Origin of the sequence: Streptomyces sp. NPDC006879 (assembly GCF_042869595.1) — a bacterium.
Taxonomy (GTDB): domain Bacteria; phylum Actinomycetota; class Actinomycetes; order Streptomycetales; family Streptomycetaceae; genus Streptomyces.
The window spans coordinates 1-17191 of the sequence record NZ_JBIAGC010000020.1; the positions used below are offsets into that span (position 1 = coordinate 1).

The following is a 17191-nucleotide window of genomic DNA, read 5'->3' on the forward strand; positions in this document are numbered from 1 at the left end:
ACGCGCTGATACGCACCGACATGATCGTATGCCACCAGCGCCCTGATGACCCGTCAACCCTCACGACCGCGGCTTGACGAACATAGGGGCATCAAGCACAAGAAGCACGGGATGAACGTCCAGGTCATCGCCGACCCCTTCGGCCGGCTGCTGTGGACCTCACCGGCCCTGCCCGGCGCCGTCCACGACGTCCGCGCGGCCCGCGAACACGGCATCGTCGACGCCCTCACCGAAGCAGACATCCCGTGCTGGGCCGACAAGGCATACCGAGGCGCCGGCGGCACGGTCCGCACCCCGTGCTGGGGACGGTGGGACACCCTCTCCGCAGGCCAGCAGGCGGTCAACCGGTCCCACGCGAAGATCCGGGCCCTCGTCGAACAGGCCGTCGCCACCCTCAAGTCCTGGCGACTCCTCCGCAAACTGCGGTGCTCGACCACCCGGATCACCAGCCTCATCCAGGCCATCCTCACCCTTCATCTGACCAGCTCAGAGTGAAGATGGAAAAGGCTCAATGCCGCGGAGAACCGGGAACCTCTGGCGAATTCACCGTTCCACACGGGGCAAAACCAGCCGCACGAACTACGGGAAAAGACACCAGCTGTCGTATACGGCAGCCGTTAATTCCGGACGCCGGAAATGTTTACAGAATGTTGCGAAGAACTCACGGGCACCGCCGGACGGAGTCGGTGAGCACGGGCGGCACGCTCCGCGTGCAGGGTGGTCAGCGCGCGGGCGCGCGCCGCGTCACCGCGGGCCACGGCGTCCACGATGGCCCCGTGCTCAGCCCAGGAGTCCACCGGCCGGGCAGGTGCCTCCACCGTGTACATCCAGGTGATCTTGTGCCGCAGCTGCGTCAGCAAGGAGATCAACCCCGCACTCCCCGAGGCCTGCGTGAGCGTGTCGTGGAACCAGCCACCCAACGAACGCAGGTCCTCCCCCTCCCCCCGCCGCGCCCTCTCCTGCCCCAGCCGCACCAGCCCGCGCAGCACCTTCAGGTGGGCCTCGGTGCGCCGCTGCGCCGCACGCGCCGCCCCCAACGGCTCCAACAGCACGCGCGTCTCCAACACGTCCGCCGCCTCCTGCGCAGTGGGTTCGGACACGCAGGCACCGGCATGGCGACGCGTGGTGACGAACCCCTCCGACTCCAGCGTGCGCAACGCCTCCCTGACCGGCACGCGCGACACCCCGTAGCGGCGGGCGAGGAGTTCCTCGGTGAGCCGGCTCCCGGGCTCGAAGACACCCGTGACGATGTCGTCCCGGATGGCCGTGCACACCGCGTGCGCGGGAACGCGCATATCCGAACCTCCGCCCTATTGCCTGCTGTTCGCGACTCTATTGCAGCACGGCTTTATTACAGATGAGGTTCAAGAATCCATGAGCATCTCTTGGAACGGCGAAGGCCCCGGCAATACGCCGGGGCCTTCGCACAGTTGCGGGGACGTCAGAGCTGGACGCCGCGCGAGCGCAGGTAGGAGATCGGGTCGATGTCCGACCCGTAGTCAACTCCGGTACGAGCCTCGAAGTGAAGGTGCGGGCCGCTGGAGTTGCCCGTGGAACCGGAGAGTCCTATTTGGTCCCCGGGAGTGACGCGCTGTCCCACCGACACCTTGATGGACAGCAGGTGCCCGTACTGGGTGTAGGTGCCGTCGTGCATCTTGATCACCACGTTATTGCCGTACGCCCCGCCCCAGCCGGCCTCGACGACGGTGCCGAGCCCCACCGAGCGGACCTCGGTACCGGAAGCAGCATGGAAGTCGATGCCCGTGTGGCTACCAGAGGACCACATGGCACCGCCGGCCTTGTAGGAGGTGCTGACATAGGAGCCGGCCACAGGCGAGACGAAGGTCAACAGGCGCTGCCGCTCGGCCTCGCGGGCCGCACGCTCCTTCGCCTCCCGTTCGGCCTTGGCGGCGGCCTCAGCGCGCTCGCGGGCCTCCTCCGCCCGCTGCTTGGCCTCCGCCTCGGCCGCGGCCTTGGCGGCGGCGAGTTCGGCTGCATGCTCCTGGGCCGCGGCCTGAGTCTCGATCTCGCCGGACAGGGAGTCGGCCACCACTACGGCGTTCAAGCCGGTGTCCTCGGCGCTGACACCCTGCTGGGGCCCCTCGGAAGCGGCGAGGGCCGGAGCGGCCAGCGTGCCCACGACACCGGCGGTGGCCAGGGTGGCGATGCTCGCGATATTCGCCGTTCGGCGGGAGGTACGGCTGGAACCGCGGTGCTTACCGGTGGCAGTCGCCATGAAAGAGGGTGGTCCTTTCCTTCCTTCTCGCCTACCGGGTTAGCTGACGGGTTCGGAGCAGGAAGGTCTCCTACGGTCCACCTCTGGTCGAGGCGGGCCGATTCACCCCAGGGACGAATGGGTCCCCGGCTCCCCAGGCTCACGCCTGACGGGGACTCGGCGATCGCTGTCCGGTGCCGCGGATGCGGCGTTTACAGCCGACGAACAGCGGGACTGACGCTAGGCGGATCACGACCAGATCACCAAACGGACACGATATTTTGTTGCGTACGCCACACCCCTAAGGCGTCACCACCACTACCAAACCGGACAGAGCGAAAGGAATGGGGTCCTGGCAGATGAACCGCCAGGACCCCCGAAGACCGCCCGAGTTGTACGGGTGTCAGTTCGCCACGACGGTGACCTCGCCGAGGCCCAGGGCCCGTACCGGCTCCTCGATCTCAGCAGCGTCGCCGACCAGCACCGTCACCAACCGGTCGACGGGAAAGGCGCTGACAGCGGCGGCCGTGGCCTCGACCGTGCCCGTCCGCGCCAATTGCAGGTACAACTGCGCCTGGTAGTCGTCCGGGAGGTGCTGCTCCACCTGATCGGCCAACGTGCCCGCGACGGCCGCGGCCGTCTCGAACTTCAGCGGGGCCACGCCCACCAGGTTCTGCACCGCGGCATCCCGCTCGGCATCGGTCAGGCCACCGGAGGCAAGCGTGCGCAGCACGGCCCAGAGATCTGCCAGTGCCGGGCCGGTGTTCGGCGTGTCAACGGATCCGCTGATGGCCAGCAACGAGGCCCCGGTGCCCTCCCGGGTGGAACGCAGCACCTGACCGAAGGCCCGGACGCCGTAGGTGTAACCCTTCTCCTCCCGCAGGACCCGGTCCAGACGGGAGGTGAGCGTCCCACCCAGGCAGTAGGTGCCCACGATCTGAGCGGGCCAGACCCGGTCGTGCCGGTCCGGACCGGTCCGGCCGATCAGCAACTGCGTCTGGACGGCACCGGGGCGGTCCACGATGACCACCCGCCCGGTGTCGTCCGCGGCCATCGGCTCCGCCGTCCGAGGCTCGGCGCTGCCGCCCGTCCAGGCACCGAGAGTCTCCGCGAGCAGGGCTTCCAGATCGATACCCGTCAGATCACCCACGACCACCACCGTCGCCGTGGCGGGCCGCACATGCGCCTCGTAGAAGGCACGCACGGCCGCCGAATCGATCCGGGCCACGGTCTCCTCGGTGCCCTGGCGCGGCCGGGACACCCGGGAGGTGGCCGGGAAGAGCTGCCGGGACAGCTCCTTGGCAGCCCGACGCGCCGGGTTGGCCAGCTCGTGCGGGATCTCATCCAGGCGGTTGCGCACCAGGCGGTCCACCTCACCGTCCGCGAAGGCCGGTGCCCGCAGGGCTTCCGCGAGCAGCCCCATCGCCTTGGAGAGCCGGGAGGCCGGCACTTCGAGGGACACCCGCATACCGGGGTGGTCCGCATGCGCGTCGAGTGTGGCCCCGCAGCGCTCCAGCTCGGCTGCGAACTCCTCGGCGGAGTGCTTGTCGGTACCCTCCGACAGGGCCCGCGCCATGATCGTGGCCACCCCGTCCAGGCCCTCGGGTTCGGCGTCCAACGGTGCGTCGAGGTTGATCTCCACGGCCACCACCTGTTGACCGGGGCGATGGCAGCGCAGCACGGTCAGCCCGTTGTCCAGGACGGACCGCTCAGGGGCGGGAAACGCCCACGGTTTGGCCTCGCCCGCACGCGGCTGCGGATGAAAGGTCATCTGCGTCATCCGGGTGGACTCGTCAGTCGGGGTCATCGCGCGCTCGCTCACTGGTCGGCCCCCTCGGCCTGTGCTGCTACTTCGGTCTCCTCCGCCGGGCGCGGCTCGTACACGAGCACCCCACGGTTGTCCGGGCGCAGCCGCGCCGCGGCCACCGCCTGGACCTCCTCGGCGGTGACGTCCAGGACTCGCTGTACCGCGGTGAACGCCAGCTGCGGATCGCCGAAGAGCACCGCGAAGCGGCACAGCTCGTCGGCCCGACCGGCCACCGTGCCCAGGCGGTCCAGCCATTCGCGCTCCAGCTGTGCCTGAGCGCGCTCCATCTCCTCGGCGGTCGGGCCCTCCGCCGCGAACCGCGCCAGCTCTTCGTCGACCGCGGCCTCGATCTCCGGCACCTCCACACCCGCCGAGGTCTTGACGTCCAGCCACCCGAGGGAGGGCGCCCCGGCCAGTCGCAGCAGGCCGAACCCGGCGGCGACGGCCGTCTGGTCGCGACGCACCAACCGGTTGTGCAGCCTGGAGGACTCCCCGCTCCCCAGGACCGTCAACGCGAGGTCGGCGGCGTCACACTCCCGAGTGCCGTCGTGCGGCAGGCGGTAGGCCGCCATCAGCGCCCGGGCCGGCACCTCCTCCACGATCTCCTCGCGCAGTTGCTTCCCGATCACCTCGGGCAGTGCGCCATCCCTCGGGGGCTGCTTACCCCCGTGCGCCGGAATCGAGCCGAAGTACTGCTCGACCCAGGCAAGTGTCTGCTCGGGGTCGATGTCGCCGACGATGGAGAGCACGGCGTTGTTGGGGGCGTAGTAGGTCCGGAAGAAGTTCCGGGCGTCTTCCAGGGAAGCAGCATCGAGATCGGCCATCGAACCGATCGGCGTGTGGTGGTAGGGGTGGCCCTCGGGGTACACCAGCGCGGTCAGCCGCTCGAAGGCCGTGCCGTAGGGGACGTTGTCGTAGCGCTGGCGGCGCTCGTTCTTGACCACGTCGCGCTGGTTCTCCATGGACTCGTCGTCCAGGGCGGTCAGCAACGAGCCCATCCGGTCCGCCTCCAGCCAGAGCGCGAGCTCCAACTGGTGCGTCGGCATGGTCTCGAAGTAGTTGGTGCGCTCGAAGCTCGTCGTGCCGTTGAGCGAACCACCGGCGCCCTGGACGAGCTCGAAGTGGCCGTTACCGGGGACGCTCGCCGAACCCTGGAACATCAGGTGCTCGAAGAGGTGAGCCAGACCGGTGCGGCCCTTGACCTCGTGACGGGAACCGACGTCGTACCAGAGGCAGACCGCGGCCACCGGGGTCAGATGGTCCTCGGAGAGCACCACGCGCAGGCCGTTGGCCAGCCGGTGCTCTGTCGCTGTCAGGCCGCCGGAGCCGGCCTCGGCGGTGGCCGTGTGACCCATGGGCATGTGGTCCCTTCGATCGCGTTCGGGAGAAGTCCTGCCACTGTATGCAAGCGCGCAGGCAGCCGGGGAAGTTCCCGGCTCACCCGGGTCGGGGTCAAAGCTGTCGGTGGGGCGGTCCACAATGGACCGCGTCGGACCGCCCGACCTCAGATCACGAGGAGCCGCAGCAGCGATGGCCCGCCGCAGCACGAAGACCCCGCCGCCGGAGGATTTCGAGGAGAGGATCCTCGACATTGACGTCGTCGACGAGATGCAGGGCTCCTTCCTTGAGTACGCGTACTCAGTGATCTACTCCCGGGCCCTGCCGGACGCCCGGGACGGAATGAAGCCCGTACACCGGCGCATCGTCTACCAGATGAACGAGATGGGCCTGCGCCCCGACCGCGGCTACGTCAAGTGCGCGCGCGTCGTGGGCGAGGTGATGGGCAAGCTCCACCCGCACGGGGACGCGTCGATCTATGACGCCCTCGTTCGGATGGCGCAGCCCTTCTCGATGCGACTGCCGCTGGTGGACGGCCACGGCAACTTCGGTTCGCTCGGAAACGACGACCCACCGGCCGCCATGCGCTACACCGAGTGCCGGATGGCCGACGCGACCTCGCTGATGACGGAGTCGATCGACGAGGACACCGTCGACTTCGCCCCGAACTACGACGGCCAGGAGAAGGAGCCGGTCGCGCTACCCGCCGCGTACCCGAACCTCCTGGTCAACGGCGCCTCGGGCATCGCCGTCGGTATGGCCACCAACATGCCGCCGCACAACCTGGGCGAAGTGATCGCGGCGGCGCGCCACCTGATCCGGTACCCGAACGCGGACCTGGAGGCGCTGATGCGCTTCGTTCCCGGTCCCGATCTGCCCACTGGCGGCCGGATCGTGGGGCTTTCGGGGATCAAGGACGCGTACGAGTCGGGGCGCGGCACGTTCCGCATCCGGGCCACGGCGACGGTGGAGGACGTGACACCGCGCCGCAAGGGCCTGATCGTCACCGAACTCCCCTTCACGGTCGGCCCGGAGAAGGTCATCGCGAAGATCAAGGATCTCGTGGGGTCCAAGAAGCTCCAGGGCATCGCGGACGTCAAGGACCTCACCGACCGGGCACACGGTCTGCGCCTGGTCATCGAGATCAAGAACGGTTTCCACCCCGAGGCCGTCCTGGCACAGCTGTACAAGCTGACGCCGATGGAGGAGTCCTTCGGCATCAACAACGTCGCCCTGGTGGACGGCCAGCCGCTCACCCTGGGGCTCAAGGAACTTCTGGAGGTCTACCTGGACCACCGCTTCGAGGTGGTCCGCCGGCGCAGTGAGTTCCGCCGTACCAAGCGCCGTGACCGCCTGCACCTCGTCGAGGGGCTGCTGGTGGCGCTCCTCGACATCGACGAGGTCATCCGGCTGATCCGCTCCAGCGAGAACTCCGCACAGGCCAAGGAGCGGTTGATCTCACACTTCTCGCTCAGCGAGGTCCAGACCCAGTACATCCTCGACACCCCGCTGCGCCGACTTACCAAGTTCGACCGGATCGAGCTTGAGTCCGAGCGCGACCGGCTCACCGGTGAGATCGACGAGCTGACCGGAATCCTGGACTCGGACTCCGAGCTGCGCAAGCTGGTCTCGGCGGAGCTGGCCGCGGTGGCGAAGAAGTTCGGCACCGAGCGCCGGACCGTGCTGCTGGAGTCCGCAGGCACGGCGGTGACTGCCGTCCCGTTGGAGGTGGCGGATGACCCCTGCCGGGTCCTGCTCTCCTCCACGGGGCTGCTGGCGCGCACCGCCACGGGTGCACCGCTCCCCGCGGCAGAGGGCCGCCGGGCCAAGCACGACCTGATCGTTTCCGCGGTGCTGGCCACCGCACGGGCGGACGTCGGTGCGGTGACCTCCACCGGCCGGTTGCTGCGACTCCCGGTGATCGACCTACCGCAGCTGCCGGACACCGCTCACGGCCCCAACCTCGCGGGTGGCGCTCAGGTGTCCGAGTTCCTCTCCCTGGAGGTGGACGAGCAGTTGATCTGCCTCACCTCGCTCGACGAGACTTCGCAGGGGCTCGCGCTCGGCACCGAACAGGGCGTGGTCAAGCGGGTTGTTCCGGACTACCCGGGAAACAAGGAGGAGCTGGAGGTCATCTCCCTCAAGGAGGGCGACCGGATCATCGGCGCGGTCGAACTGCGTACGGGCGAGGAGGATCTCGTCTTCATCACCGATGACGCCCAGCTGCTCAGGTACCAGGCGGCACAGGTCCGCCCCCAGGGCCGCCCGGCCGGCGGCATGGCGGGCATCAAGCTGGCGATGAACGCCAAGGTGATCCACTTCTCAGCGGTCGATCCGGCCGCCGAAGCGATGGTGTTCACCGTGGCAGGTGCCCACGGCACCTTGGACGACTCGGCCACCACGGCCAAGCTGACCCCGTTCGACCAGTATCCACGCAAGGGTCGAGCCACCGGCGGCGTGCGCTGCCAGCGCTTCTTGAAGGGCGAGGACGCCCTGGTGCTGGCGTGGGCCGGGGCCTCTCCTGCCAGGGGCGCGACAGCGAGCGGTGCCCCGGTGGAGCTGCCGGAGGTGGATCCTCGTCGCGACGGTTCGGGTGCGCCGCTGGCCCAACCGATCGCCGTGGTCGCCGGTCCGGGACTCTAGGTCCCCACGTCCAAGGGTGCGGCTGCCCACCAGGCAGGGCATGCGGCACCCGGCGGCCCGCACCGCAGGAGCGAACGGCGCCCGACTACTGGACGTACTCGGGCGCCCCGGCGAAGGGGCGGGACGCGGCACCGCGAGCCAGGCGGGGCTTCGGGAGTTCTGCCCCAGGGCCTTCAGAGGCGTCCTTGGGCCCGCCGCTCAGAGCAGGTCCGATCCGCCCGGTTGGCTCTCCTTGGGCACGTAGCGCAGGACGCCCCACTTGCTGTCCGGATGGCCGTCCTGCGGAGTTCCCTCACGGCAGCCCTCAAGCCCGGCGAGCACTGCCTCGGCGTCGATGCCAGAGCCGATGAGGACGAGTCCGCTCCCCCGGGCCTCGCTCTTCTTCCATGCGGTGGGCTCGAACCGGAGGGAGCGCCCCACCGCGTGCACGGCGTACTTCTCCACATACCCGGGCACCCCGAAGTACACGAAGCCCTTGATCCGGTACAAGCCGGCCGGGCGGGCGTCCAGGAAGTCGATCAGACGTCTCGGGCTGAGCGCACCGGAGGCTTCGAAGACGAGACTCTGGTACTGCTCGTGGACGTGTAGGCAGTGGCCTTCCTCGTCCGCCGAAAGGAGGTCCTCGAAGGAGAGCTGGCGCTGGCCGGTGTCCTCTCGGGCCACGGGGTCGAAGAGGAGCTCCGGAGCGATCCGCCCGTGCACGGCTCGGATCACCGCGACGCCCGGCGCCAGACCCTCCAGGACCTCCTCGATGCGCCCGGTCTCCTTCTCTCCCACCCGGTCGGTCTTGTTGAGGACCACCAGGTCGGCGACGGACAGGTGCCGGTCGGTCTCCGGGTGCCGCCCACGCGTGGCCTCGAACTCAGCTGCGTCCACGACCTGCACCAGCCCGCCGTAGGCAATGGCAGGATTCTCACTGGCCAGGAGCATGCGTACCAGCTCCTGAGGCTCCGCCAGCCCGCTCGCCTCGATGACGATGACGTCGATCCCGTGCGCCGGCTCGGCGAGCTTGTCGAGGTAGGCGTCCAACTCGCTTGCGTCAACCGCGCAGCACAGACAACCGTTTCCGAGGGAAACCATCGAGTCGACCTGTCCCGCGACGGTCATCGCGTCGATCTCGATCGCACCGAAGTCGTTGACGACCACCCCGATCCGGGTGCCCCGGCTCCTGCGGAGCACATGGTTGAGCAGCGTCGTCTTGCCCGACCCGAGAAAACCGGAGAGCAAGACGACGGGAATGGGCTTCCTGTTCACACCGGCCGATCGTAGTCGGCTCGCTCCCCGGACGATATGAGGGGACCTCCCCACGACCCCGGGCGCGGAGGAATCAGACCGCGCCCGCACCCGTGAGTGCTCGTACCTCCGTCTCGGCGTGCTTGGCCTCGTCCGGTGGCTCAGCAGAAGTGATCGTGCCGATCCAACCCGCCAGGAAGCCGGCCGGGATGGAAACCAGGCCGGGGTTCTGCAGCGGGAAGAGATGGAAGTCCACTCCGGGGAAGAGCGCTTCGGGACTACCGGATACCACCGGCGAGAAGACCACCAGCAACACGGCCGGAACCAGACCGCCGTAGACGGACCAGATCGCACCGCGAGTGGTGAACCCGCGCCAGAACAGCGAGTACAGCAGGACGGGGAGGTTCGCCGAGGCCGCCACGGCGAAGGCCAACCCCACCAGGAAGGCCACGTTCAGGTCCCGGGCCAGCAGGCCGAGCCCGATCGCCACCGCTCCGATGCCCACGGCCGCGGTACGCGCCACCGTCACCTCACTGCGCTGTTTGGCATGCCGGCGCTTCAAGGAAGCGTAGAGGTCATGGGCGACCGACGCGGACGAGGCGAGGGTGATCCCGGCTACCACTGCGAGGATCGTGGCGAAGGCGATCGCCCCGGTGAAGGCGAAGAGGACCGTTCCGCCGTTGGTGCCGGCTCCACCACCGAGCTCCAGAGCCAGCAACGGCACCGCCGTGTTTCCCGCCGTGTTGGAGGCTCGTACCGTCTCGGGGCCTACGACGGCTGCGGCGCCGAAGCCGAGGACGATGGTCATCAGGTAGAAGCCGCCGATCAGAGCGATCGACCAGACCACGGAGCGACGCGCCGCCCGGGCCGTGGGCACCGTGTAGAAGCGGGACAGGATGTGCGGTAGTCCTGCCGTACCGAGCACCAACGCCAGCCCGAGGCTGATGAAGTCGAAACGGGCCGTCCAGTTGCCGCCATACTTGAGTCCTGGGCTCAGGAACTTCTCACCGTGGCCGCTGCGTTCCGCGGCCGAATGAAGGAGTCCGTTGAAGTCGCCGTGGAAGCGGACCAGGACGAGGGCGGTGAGGGCGATGGCTCCGCCCATGAGCAGCACGGCCTTGACGATCTGGATCCAGGTGGTGGCCCTCATCCCGCCGAATGACACGTAGACCACCATCAGCGCGCCGACACCGATCACGGTCCAGGACTGGGCTGCCTCACTGGTCGTGCCGAGCAGCAGCGCCACCAGGCTCCCCGCCCCGACCATCTGGGCGACGAGGTACAGCACCGACACGACCACGGAGGAGGAGCCCACAGCGATGCGCACCGGGCGCTGGCTCATACGGGAGGCGACCACGTCGGCGAGGGTGAACCGGCCGCAGTTGCGCACCAGTTCCGCTACCAGCAGCAGGACCACCAACCAGGCGACAAGGAAGCCGACCGAGTAGAGCAAGCCGTCGTAGCCGAAGAGCGCGATCAGGCCGGAGATGCCAAGGAAGGATGCCGCGGACATGTAGTCGCCCGCGATGGCGAAACCGTTCTCCAGGGGTGAGAAGAGCCGGCCCCCGGCATAGAACTCCTCTGCGGAGCCGTGTCTGTTGCGACTGACCCAGGTGGTGATGCCCAAGGTGATGGCGATGAACGAGCTGAACAGCACCAGGGTGAGCGTCTGATGATCGATGTTCAGCGCTGACATCGCCATCGGTCTCCACATACCCGCCGCCCCGGTCACCGGCCCACCTCCCCAGCGGGTCGACCAACGCGGCTCCGCCCCTGCTGCTCGAAGACGGTCCATCGCAGGTCCAGGGCCGCACGGTCCCGACGGACCCTCGCATGATGGGCGTACGCCCAGGTCAACACGAAGGTTGAGAGGAACTGGCCGAGCCCTGCCAACAACGCGACGTTCACCACGCCGATCACCGGACGCGCCATCAGACCGGGTGCGGCTGTGGCAGCGACCACATAGGCCACGTACCAGGCGAAGAAGGCCAGCGACGCCGGGACCACGAAGCGTCGGTAGCGGCTACGGACCTCCTGGAAAGCCGCGCTGCGGTGCACTTCGAGGTAGATGTCGGCCGCCCTGCCGGTGCTCTCCCCGGCATCGGGCAGCGGCGCTCCGTCGATCGGGGGGAGGAGATCGGATGTTCCTCCCTCCCCCCAACCGGCGGCGAGCGCGTCATACCAGGGGTCGTCGAGCCGGATCGTTCCGGCATCCCGCCCGTCGTGCTTGTCCACCGAACTCTCCTTGTCCGCTGCCGCATTGGCCGCGTGCCCCAAGGATGTGCGGAAGGAGACAGTCCAGGACTGGCGTCCGGGAGCTCTTCACTCCATCAGGTGATGGAGTGAAGAGTCGAGTCATGGACGCCTTGAAGGCCGCTCCAGGCGTCCGATGAGCGTCGCGCACCCGGCCGGACCGTCAGGCGTCGATGCGCGACCGGTCCAAAGTCGCCGCGGAACTGGTGATGAACTCCTTGCGGGGCGCCACCTCGTTGCCCATCAGCAAGTCGAAAACCTGCTCCGACGCTTCGAGATCCCCGATGTTGATGCGCCGCAGGGTTCGGTGGCGGGGGTCCATGGTGGTCTCCGCGAGCTGATCCGCGTCCATCTCGCCCAGGCCCTTGTAGCGCTGGATGGAGTCCTTGTAGCGGACCCCCTTGCGCTGGTACTCAAGGAGCGTCTGGCGCAGCTCGCTGTCCGAGTAGGTGTACACGTACTTGTCCTGGCCCCTCTTGGGCTGGACCAGCTCGATGCGGTGCAGCGGCGGGACCGCGGCGAAGACCCGGCCCGCCTCGACCATCGGCCGCATGTACCGCTGGAAGAGCGTCAGCAGCAGGCAGCGGATGTGGGCGCCGTCGACATCGGCGTCCACCAACAGGACGATCTTGCCGTACCGAGCTGCGTCGATATCGAAGGTACGACCCGATCCAGCTCCTATGACCTGGATGATCGCACCGCACTCGGCGTTCTTGAGCATGTCCGAAACCGAGGACTTCTGGACGTTGAGGATCTTGCCCCGAATTGGTAGCAACGCCTGGAACTCCGAGTTCCGCGCGAGCTTCGCCGTACCCAACGCCGAGTCGCCCTCGACGATGAAGAGCTCACTGCGGTCCACGTCGTCGCTGCGGCAGTCGGCCAGCTTCGCCGGCAGCGAGGAGGTCTCCAGAGCCGTCTTGCGACGCTGCGCCTCCTTGTGCTGACGGGCCGCGATCCTGGTGCGGGCTGCCGCGACGACCTTCTCCAACACGGCGCGGGCCTGCTGTTTGTGGTCACGCTTGGTGGAGGTCAGGAACGCCTTGAGCTCCCGGGCGACCACGGCTGCGACGATCCGGGTGGCCGCCGAGGTGCCGAGGACCTCCTTGGTCTGCCCCTCGAACTGCGGCTCGGCCAGACGCACGGTGACGACCGCGGTGAGCCCTTCCATCGCGTCGTCCTTGACCACGTCGTCCTCGGCCACGCGCAACAGCTTGGTCGCGCGAAGTGCCTCGTTCACCGTCTTGGTCACGGAACGTTCGAAGCCGGTGACGTGCGTACCGCCCTTGGGAGTGGCGATGATGTTCACGAAGGAGCGCAGGTTCGTGTCGTAGCCGGTGCCCCAGCGCAGGGCGATGTCGACGCCGAGCTCGCGGGTCACCTCGGTGGCCGTCATGTGGCCGCGATCGTCAAGGACGGGCACCGTCTCCTTGAAGCTGCCCTGCCCGGACAGGCGCAGGACGTCACAGACGGCCTTGTCCTGCGCGAGGTACTCGCAGAACTCGCTGATTCCGCCATCGAAACGGAAGGTCTCCTCCGTCTTGCCCGCACCATCGATGCCACGCTCGTCACGCACCACGATCGTCAGCCCTGGCACCAGGAAGGCGGTCTGCCGGACCCGCTGGTAGAGCGATTCCAGGACCAGCCGTGCGTCCTTGAGGAAGATCTGCCGGTCCGCCCAGTACCGCACCCTGGTGCCGGTACGGGCCTTGGGAACCCGCTTGCCCTTGCGCAGCCCGTTCCCCGGGTCGAAGGGGCTGTCCGGGCCGGACTCGGTGAAGATGCCGGGCACTCCGCGACGGAAGCTGATGGAGTGGGTGGCGCCGTTGCGGTCCACCTCCACGTCGAGGCGGGCGGAGAGCGCGTTCACCACGGAGGCGCCCACACCGTGCAGACCACCGGATGCAGCGTATGACCCGCCGCCGAACTTGCCGCCGGCATGCAGCTTGGTCATGACGACCTCAACGCCGGAAAGTCCGGTTTTCGGCTCGACATCCACCGGGATGCCACGACCGTTGTCGGACACCTCGACCGAGCCGTCCTCGTGCAGGACGACCTCGATGTGGTCGCAGTAGCCGCCCAGGGCCTCATCGACCGAGTTGTCGATGATCTCCCAGAGGCAGTGGGCCAGACCACGGCTGTCGGTGGACCCGATGTACATACCGGGTCGCTTGCGGACCGCCTCAAGCCCTTCGAGGACGAGCAGGTGCCGCGCGGTGTAGTTGGAACCGTCCCGGTCTGCTCCAGTACGCAGCGCGGTGGAAGGCACGGACGTATCGGCGGTCACGCAGTTCGCTCCTCGCTGAATTTCTTTTTCCGACCCTGGCGGGCCGGTGCTGGATCGTTCGTCGCCAAGAGGGTACCGAGGCCTGGTAGAGCGGGTGAAACGCCACCCTCATCGCTTCTGTAGCCTAGTCCAGAGTCGCATGGATGTTCGATCCCTCGATGGGGTGAAGCAAACATCACGTTCCCTTCGAGGCATGAACCATTTAGGCTCCGGGCACGTCCTCATGAACAACCGGCAACCGAGCCGGGAGGACCGAGCTCTGCCAAACAACGCGAAACCGTAAAGCGACGCAATACGGCCCATTCGCCGCCAACCCGGCAGCAGCTGACCAGCTTCGGAAGGAAGTTTCGAAGAAAAGCCGAGAGCGGGAACGTTTTCGGGCTGGTTGGATGTTGACCCTGGTACGACAGCTCGTCGAGCTAGAGAAGAGGCGACGTGACTACTGTTCTGACCCCCGCGACCCCCCTGACGGCCGCAGACCGATGCGACCGTTGTGGCGCCCAGGCTTACCTGCGTGTCGTCCTGATGAGCGGCGGTGAACTGCTCTTCTGCGCCCACCATGGACGCAAGTTCGAGCCGGAACTCAAGAAGATCGCCGCGGAGATACAGGATGAGACTGAGCGGCTGACGGCCGTTCCGGCCAACGCCGACACCGAGGAACGCTGACCCTCGCATCCTTGACGAGCCTCGGCCGGTCCCTGACCGACCGACGGGCGGCAGTCCTGAGACCCAGGACTGCCGCCCGCACTCGTAAGCACACCTTGTGTCCGGTCGACCGCGATCGGCTACCAGCGCGCGTATGCGCGCGCTCCAGCCCCTAGCCGACCCGCTCCACCCATTCCAGCAAGGGAGCGACCCTGGTGTAGACGCCAGGGCTGTCCGCACGGCCACAGCCACGCCCCCAGGACACCACCCCGATCAGTCGCCCCTGAGCCACCAGCGGCCCTCCACTGTCCCCCTGACAGGCGTCATGCCCGTGCACCGGGTCACCGGCGCACAACATCGTGGCTGGGACGTATCGCCCATCGATATCTCCCGGATAGGCCCGAGAGCACTCCTCATCGGGAAGGACCGTGACGCGCGCGGACCGCATCTCATCCGCGTAGTCACCCAGCCCACTGACATCTCCCCAGCCGTACACCTCCGCGACCGTGCCCGGGGCATACGCAGGGTCGTCGAGCTCGGCCACGGGCAACACGTAGTGGTCCGGCAACGCCTCGGCGAGCGTCAGTACGGCCAGGTCTGCGGAGTTGGTCACGGGCTCGTAGCCGGGATGCACCCAGGCGCCACTCACCGCGATCTCTCGACCGTCTCCGCTCCGCAGGACCTCCCGCCCCGCGATCACACGGAAGTCGCGCACCAACGACAGCGGACCCAGCACTTCCCGCGCCAGGCAGTGCGCGGCCGTGAGCACCTTCCTGGGGCCGATCACCACTCCCCCGCAGAATTGGCCCGCCCGGATACCGCCGAACCGGTCACGACTCGACAGCGCCACCACCCACGGGCTGTCCGCCACCCGAACCGGGGAACCACCGATCACCACGCCGTCGGCTGCTGCGGGTGCGCCCGAAGCCAGCGGAAAAAGTCCAACTCCCATCAGCGTGACCAGGGCCCTGGTCACTGCGCGGACAAAAGGACGACGCATACGGCCTCCTGACTCTGGGTGTCCATCTCTCCACCCAGAGTGGTTCGCCCCGGCGCGTCGCGCACCTGCACGATCAGGGCCCGGATCCCCCCGTCGCGGAGTCTCCGAGCCCTGATCGTGACCGTGGCTACTGGGCCGCGCCTCGCTGCAGCCCGAAGCCGGGGCGGCCTAGTCGAGGTAGTCGCGCAGGACCTGGGAGCGGGAGGGGTGGCGCAGCTTCGACATGGTCTTGGACTCGATCTGCCGGATCCGCTCACGGGTCACCCCGTAGACCTTGCCGATCTCGTCCAGGGTCTTGGGCTGGCCATCCGTGAGGCCGAAACGCATGGAGACCACGCCGGCCTCGCGCTCGCTGAGCGTGTCGAGCACCGAGTGCAACTGTTCCTGCAACAGGGTGAAGCTCACCGCGTCGGCGGGGACGACCGCCTCGGAGTCCTCGATGAGGTCGCCGAACTCGCTGTCGCCGTCCTCACCCAGCGGGGTGTGCAGGGAGATCGGCTCACGCCCGTACTTCTGGACCTCGATGACCTTCTCCGGGGTCATGTCGAGTTCCTTGGCCAGTTCCTCCGGGGTGGGCTCGCGCCCCAGGTCCTGAAGCATCTGACGCTGCACGCGGGCCAGCTTGTTGATGACCTCGACCATGTGCACCGGGATGCGGATGGTGCGCGCCTGATCGGCCATGGCACGGGTGATGGCCTGCCGGATCCACCAGGTCGCGTAGGTGGAGAACTTGTAGCCCTTGGTGTAGTCGAACTTCTCCACCGCGCGGATCAGCCCCAGGTTCCCTTCCTGGATCAGGTCCAGGAAGAGCATGCCGCGGCCCGTGTAGCGCTTGGCCAGCGACACCACCAGGCGGAGGTTCGCCTCCAGCAGGTGGTTCTTCGCCCGACGGCCGTCCTCGGCGATGATCTCCAGCTCGCGCTTGAGTTTCGGCGCCAGCTTGTCGGCGTTCGCCAGTTTGTCTTCGGCGAACAGACCGGCCTCGATCCGCTTGGCGAGCTCAACCTCCTGCTCGGCGTTGAGCAGCGGCACCTTACCGATCTGTTTCAGGTAGTCCTTGACCGGGTCAGCGGTGGCGCCGGCCACCGCCACCTGTTGGGCGGGGGCGTCATCTTCGTCATCGTCGGAAAGCACGAAACCCTTGGCTTCACCACTCTCCTCTTCCTCCTCGCCGGCCTTCGCCCCGGGCCCCTCCTGCGGAACGGTCTCCTCCTCGGCCGACCCTTCGGAGTCCTTCTTGCCTGCCGTCTTCTTCGCCGCTGTCTTCTTCGCGGCTGTCTTCTTCGCCGGCGCCGTCTTCTTCGCCGCGGCCTTCTTGGCCGTCGCCTTCTTCGCCGGCGCGGCCTCGGGCTCGGTCTCGTCGGTCGGGATCGCCGCGTCCTCGGCCGCGGCCGTGTCAGCTGCCACCGTGCCGGTGGCTGCCGTCTTCGCCGCGACGGTCTTGGTGGCGGTCCGCTTGACGGGGCTCTTCGCAGCGACGCTCTTGCGGGTGCGCTTCGGCGACTCCGCGGCACTGACCATCAGCGTCACACCCTCTTCCTCGAGGATCTGGTTGAGGCTGCGCAGAACATTCTTCCACTGGGTTGGCGGAATCTGGTCAGCCTCGAAGGCCCGACGCACGTCATCGCCGGCAATCTGCCCCTCAGCCTTGCCCCGCTCGATAAGCGCCATCACAGACTCGGAATCGGCGATCTCCGGCGGGAGCGTACGGGATGTGCTGGCCGACACGAACAACCTCTCGGAACGATGGGAACGGCTTCCGGCCCCGTCCTG

General features: G+C 67.9%; 12 protein-coding genes, 1 pseudogene and 1 riboswitch. Of the genes and pseudogenes, 3 read left to right on the plus strand and 10 right to left on the minus strand.

What is annotated here, in order from left to right:
• Window positions 1–93 precede the first annotated feature (93 nt).
• Window positions 94–495 (plus strand): annotated as a pseudogene (locus ACFYMC_RS17000) (transposase family protein); the annotation flags it as partial.
• A gap of 122 nt (window positions 496–617) precedes the next feature.
• Here the strand turns inward: ACFYMC_RS17000 and ACFYMC_RS17005 are convergent.
• From ACFYMC_RS17005 to ACFYMC_RS17020, 4 genes are all read right to left on the minus strand, one after another.
• On the minus strand, window positions 618–1295 hold the full coding sequence (locus ACFYMC_RS17005) for a GntR family transcriptional regulator (RefSeq protein WP_388525246.1): 678 nt from the start codon (window positions 1293–1295) through the stop codon (window positions 618–620).
• Between the two features lie 146 nt (window positions 1296–1441).
• A complete protein-coding gene (locus ACFYMC_RS17010) occupies window positions 1442–2236 on the minus strand; it encodes a M23 family metallopeptidase (RefSeq protein WP_388525249.1) in 795 nt (264 codons plus the stop codon).
• Between the two features lie 13 nt (window positions 2237–2249).
• A riboswitch (cyclic di-AMP (ydaO/yuaA leader) is annotated at window positions 2250–2408 on the minus strand.
• A gap of 210 nt (window positions 2409–2618) precedes the next feature.
• Window positions 2619–3986: a M16 family metallopeptidase gene (locus ACFYMC_RS17015; protein WP_388525433.1), complete on the minus strand. Its 1368-nt coding sequence runs from the start codon at window positions 3984–3986 to the stop codon at window positions 2619–2621.
• Window positions 3987–4033: 47 nt separating this feature from the next.
• Window positions 4034–5377, minus strand: a complete 1344-nt coding sequence (locus tag ACFYMC_RS17020) for a M16 family metallopeptidase (protein WP_388525251.1) — start codon at window positions 5375–5377, stop codon at window positions 4034–4036.
• 175 nt (window positions 5378–5552) lie between these two features.
• On the opposite strand from ACFYMC_RS17020, the gene ACFYMC_RS17025 reads away from it, so the two are divergent.
• Window positions 5553–8003 (plus strand): DNA topoisomerase (ATP-hydrolyzing) subunit A, encoded by a 2451-nt coding sequence (locus tag ACFYMC_RS17025; RefSeq protein WP_388525253.1) that lies wholly within the window; start codon window positions 5553–5555, stop codon window positions 8001–8003.
• A gap of 198 nt (window positions 8004–8201) precedes the next feature.
• Here ACFYMC_RS17025 and ACFYMC_RS17030 read toward each other — a convergent pair whose 3' ends face one another.
• From ACFYMC_RS17030 to ACFYMC_RS17045, 4 genes are all read right to left on the minus strand, one after another.
• Window positions 8202–9257, minus strand: coding sequence for a CobW family GTP-binding protein (locus ACFYMC_RS17030; RefSeq protein ID WP_388525255.1), 1056 nt, complete (start codon window positions 9255–9257; stop codon window positions 8202–8204).
• A 73-nt stretch (window positions 9258–9330) separates the two neighbouring features.
• Complete coding sequence (locus tag ACFYMC_RS17035; protein ID WP_388525436.1) at window positions 9331–10923, minus strand: cation acetate symporter; 1593 nt, start codon at window positions 10921–10923, stop codon at window positions 9331–9333.
• A 41-nt stretch (window positions 10924–10964) separates the two neighbouring features.
• The gene (locus ACFYMC_RS17040; protein ID WP_388525257.1) at window positions 10965–11471 is read right to left on the minus strand and encodes a DUF485 domain-containing protein; all 507 of its coding nucleotides are present in this window, start codon (window positions 11469–11471) and stop codon (window positions 10965–10967) included.
• Window positions 11472–11652: 181 nt separating this feature from the next.
• Window positions 11653–13773, minus strand: coding sequence for a type IIA DNA topoisomerase subunit B (locus ACFYMC_RS17045; protein WP_388525260.1), 2121 nt, complete (start codon window positions 13771–13773; stop codon window positions 11653–11655).
• Between the two features lie 435 nt (window positions 13774–14208).
• Here ACFYMC_RS17045 and ACFYMC_RS17050 point away from each other — a divergent pair, with 435 nt between their 5' ends.
• Window positions 14209–14439, plus strand: a complete 231-nt coding sequence (locus tag ACFYMC_RS17050) for a hypothetical protein (protein ID WP_388525262.1) — start codon at window positions 14209–14211, stop codon at window positions 14437–14439.
• A 151-nt stretch (window positions 14440–14590) separates the two neighbouring features.
• On the opposite strand, the gene ACFYMC_RS17055 is transcribed toward ACFYMC_RS17050, so the two are convergent.
• On the minus strand, window positions 14591–15418 hold the full coding sequence (locus ACFYMC_RS17055) for a S1 family peptidase (RefSeq protein WP_388525265.1): 828 nt from the start codon (window positions 15416–15418) through the stop codon (window positions 14591–14593).
• A 168-nt stretch (window positions 15419–15586) separates the two neighbouring features.
• The gene (locus tag ACFYMC_RS17060; RefSeq protein WP_388525268.1) at window positions 15587–17146 is read right to left on the minus strand and encodes an RNA polymerase sigma factor; all 1560 of its coding nucleotides are present in this window, start codon (window positions 17144–17146) and stop codon (window positions 15587–15589) included.
• Window positions 17147–17191: the final 45 nt, after the last annotated feature.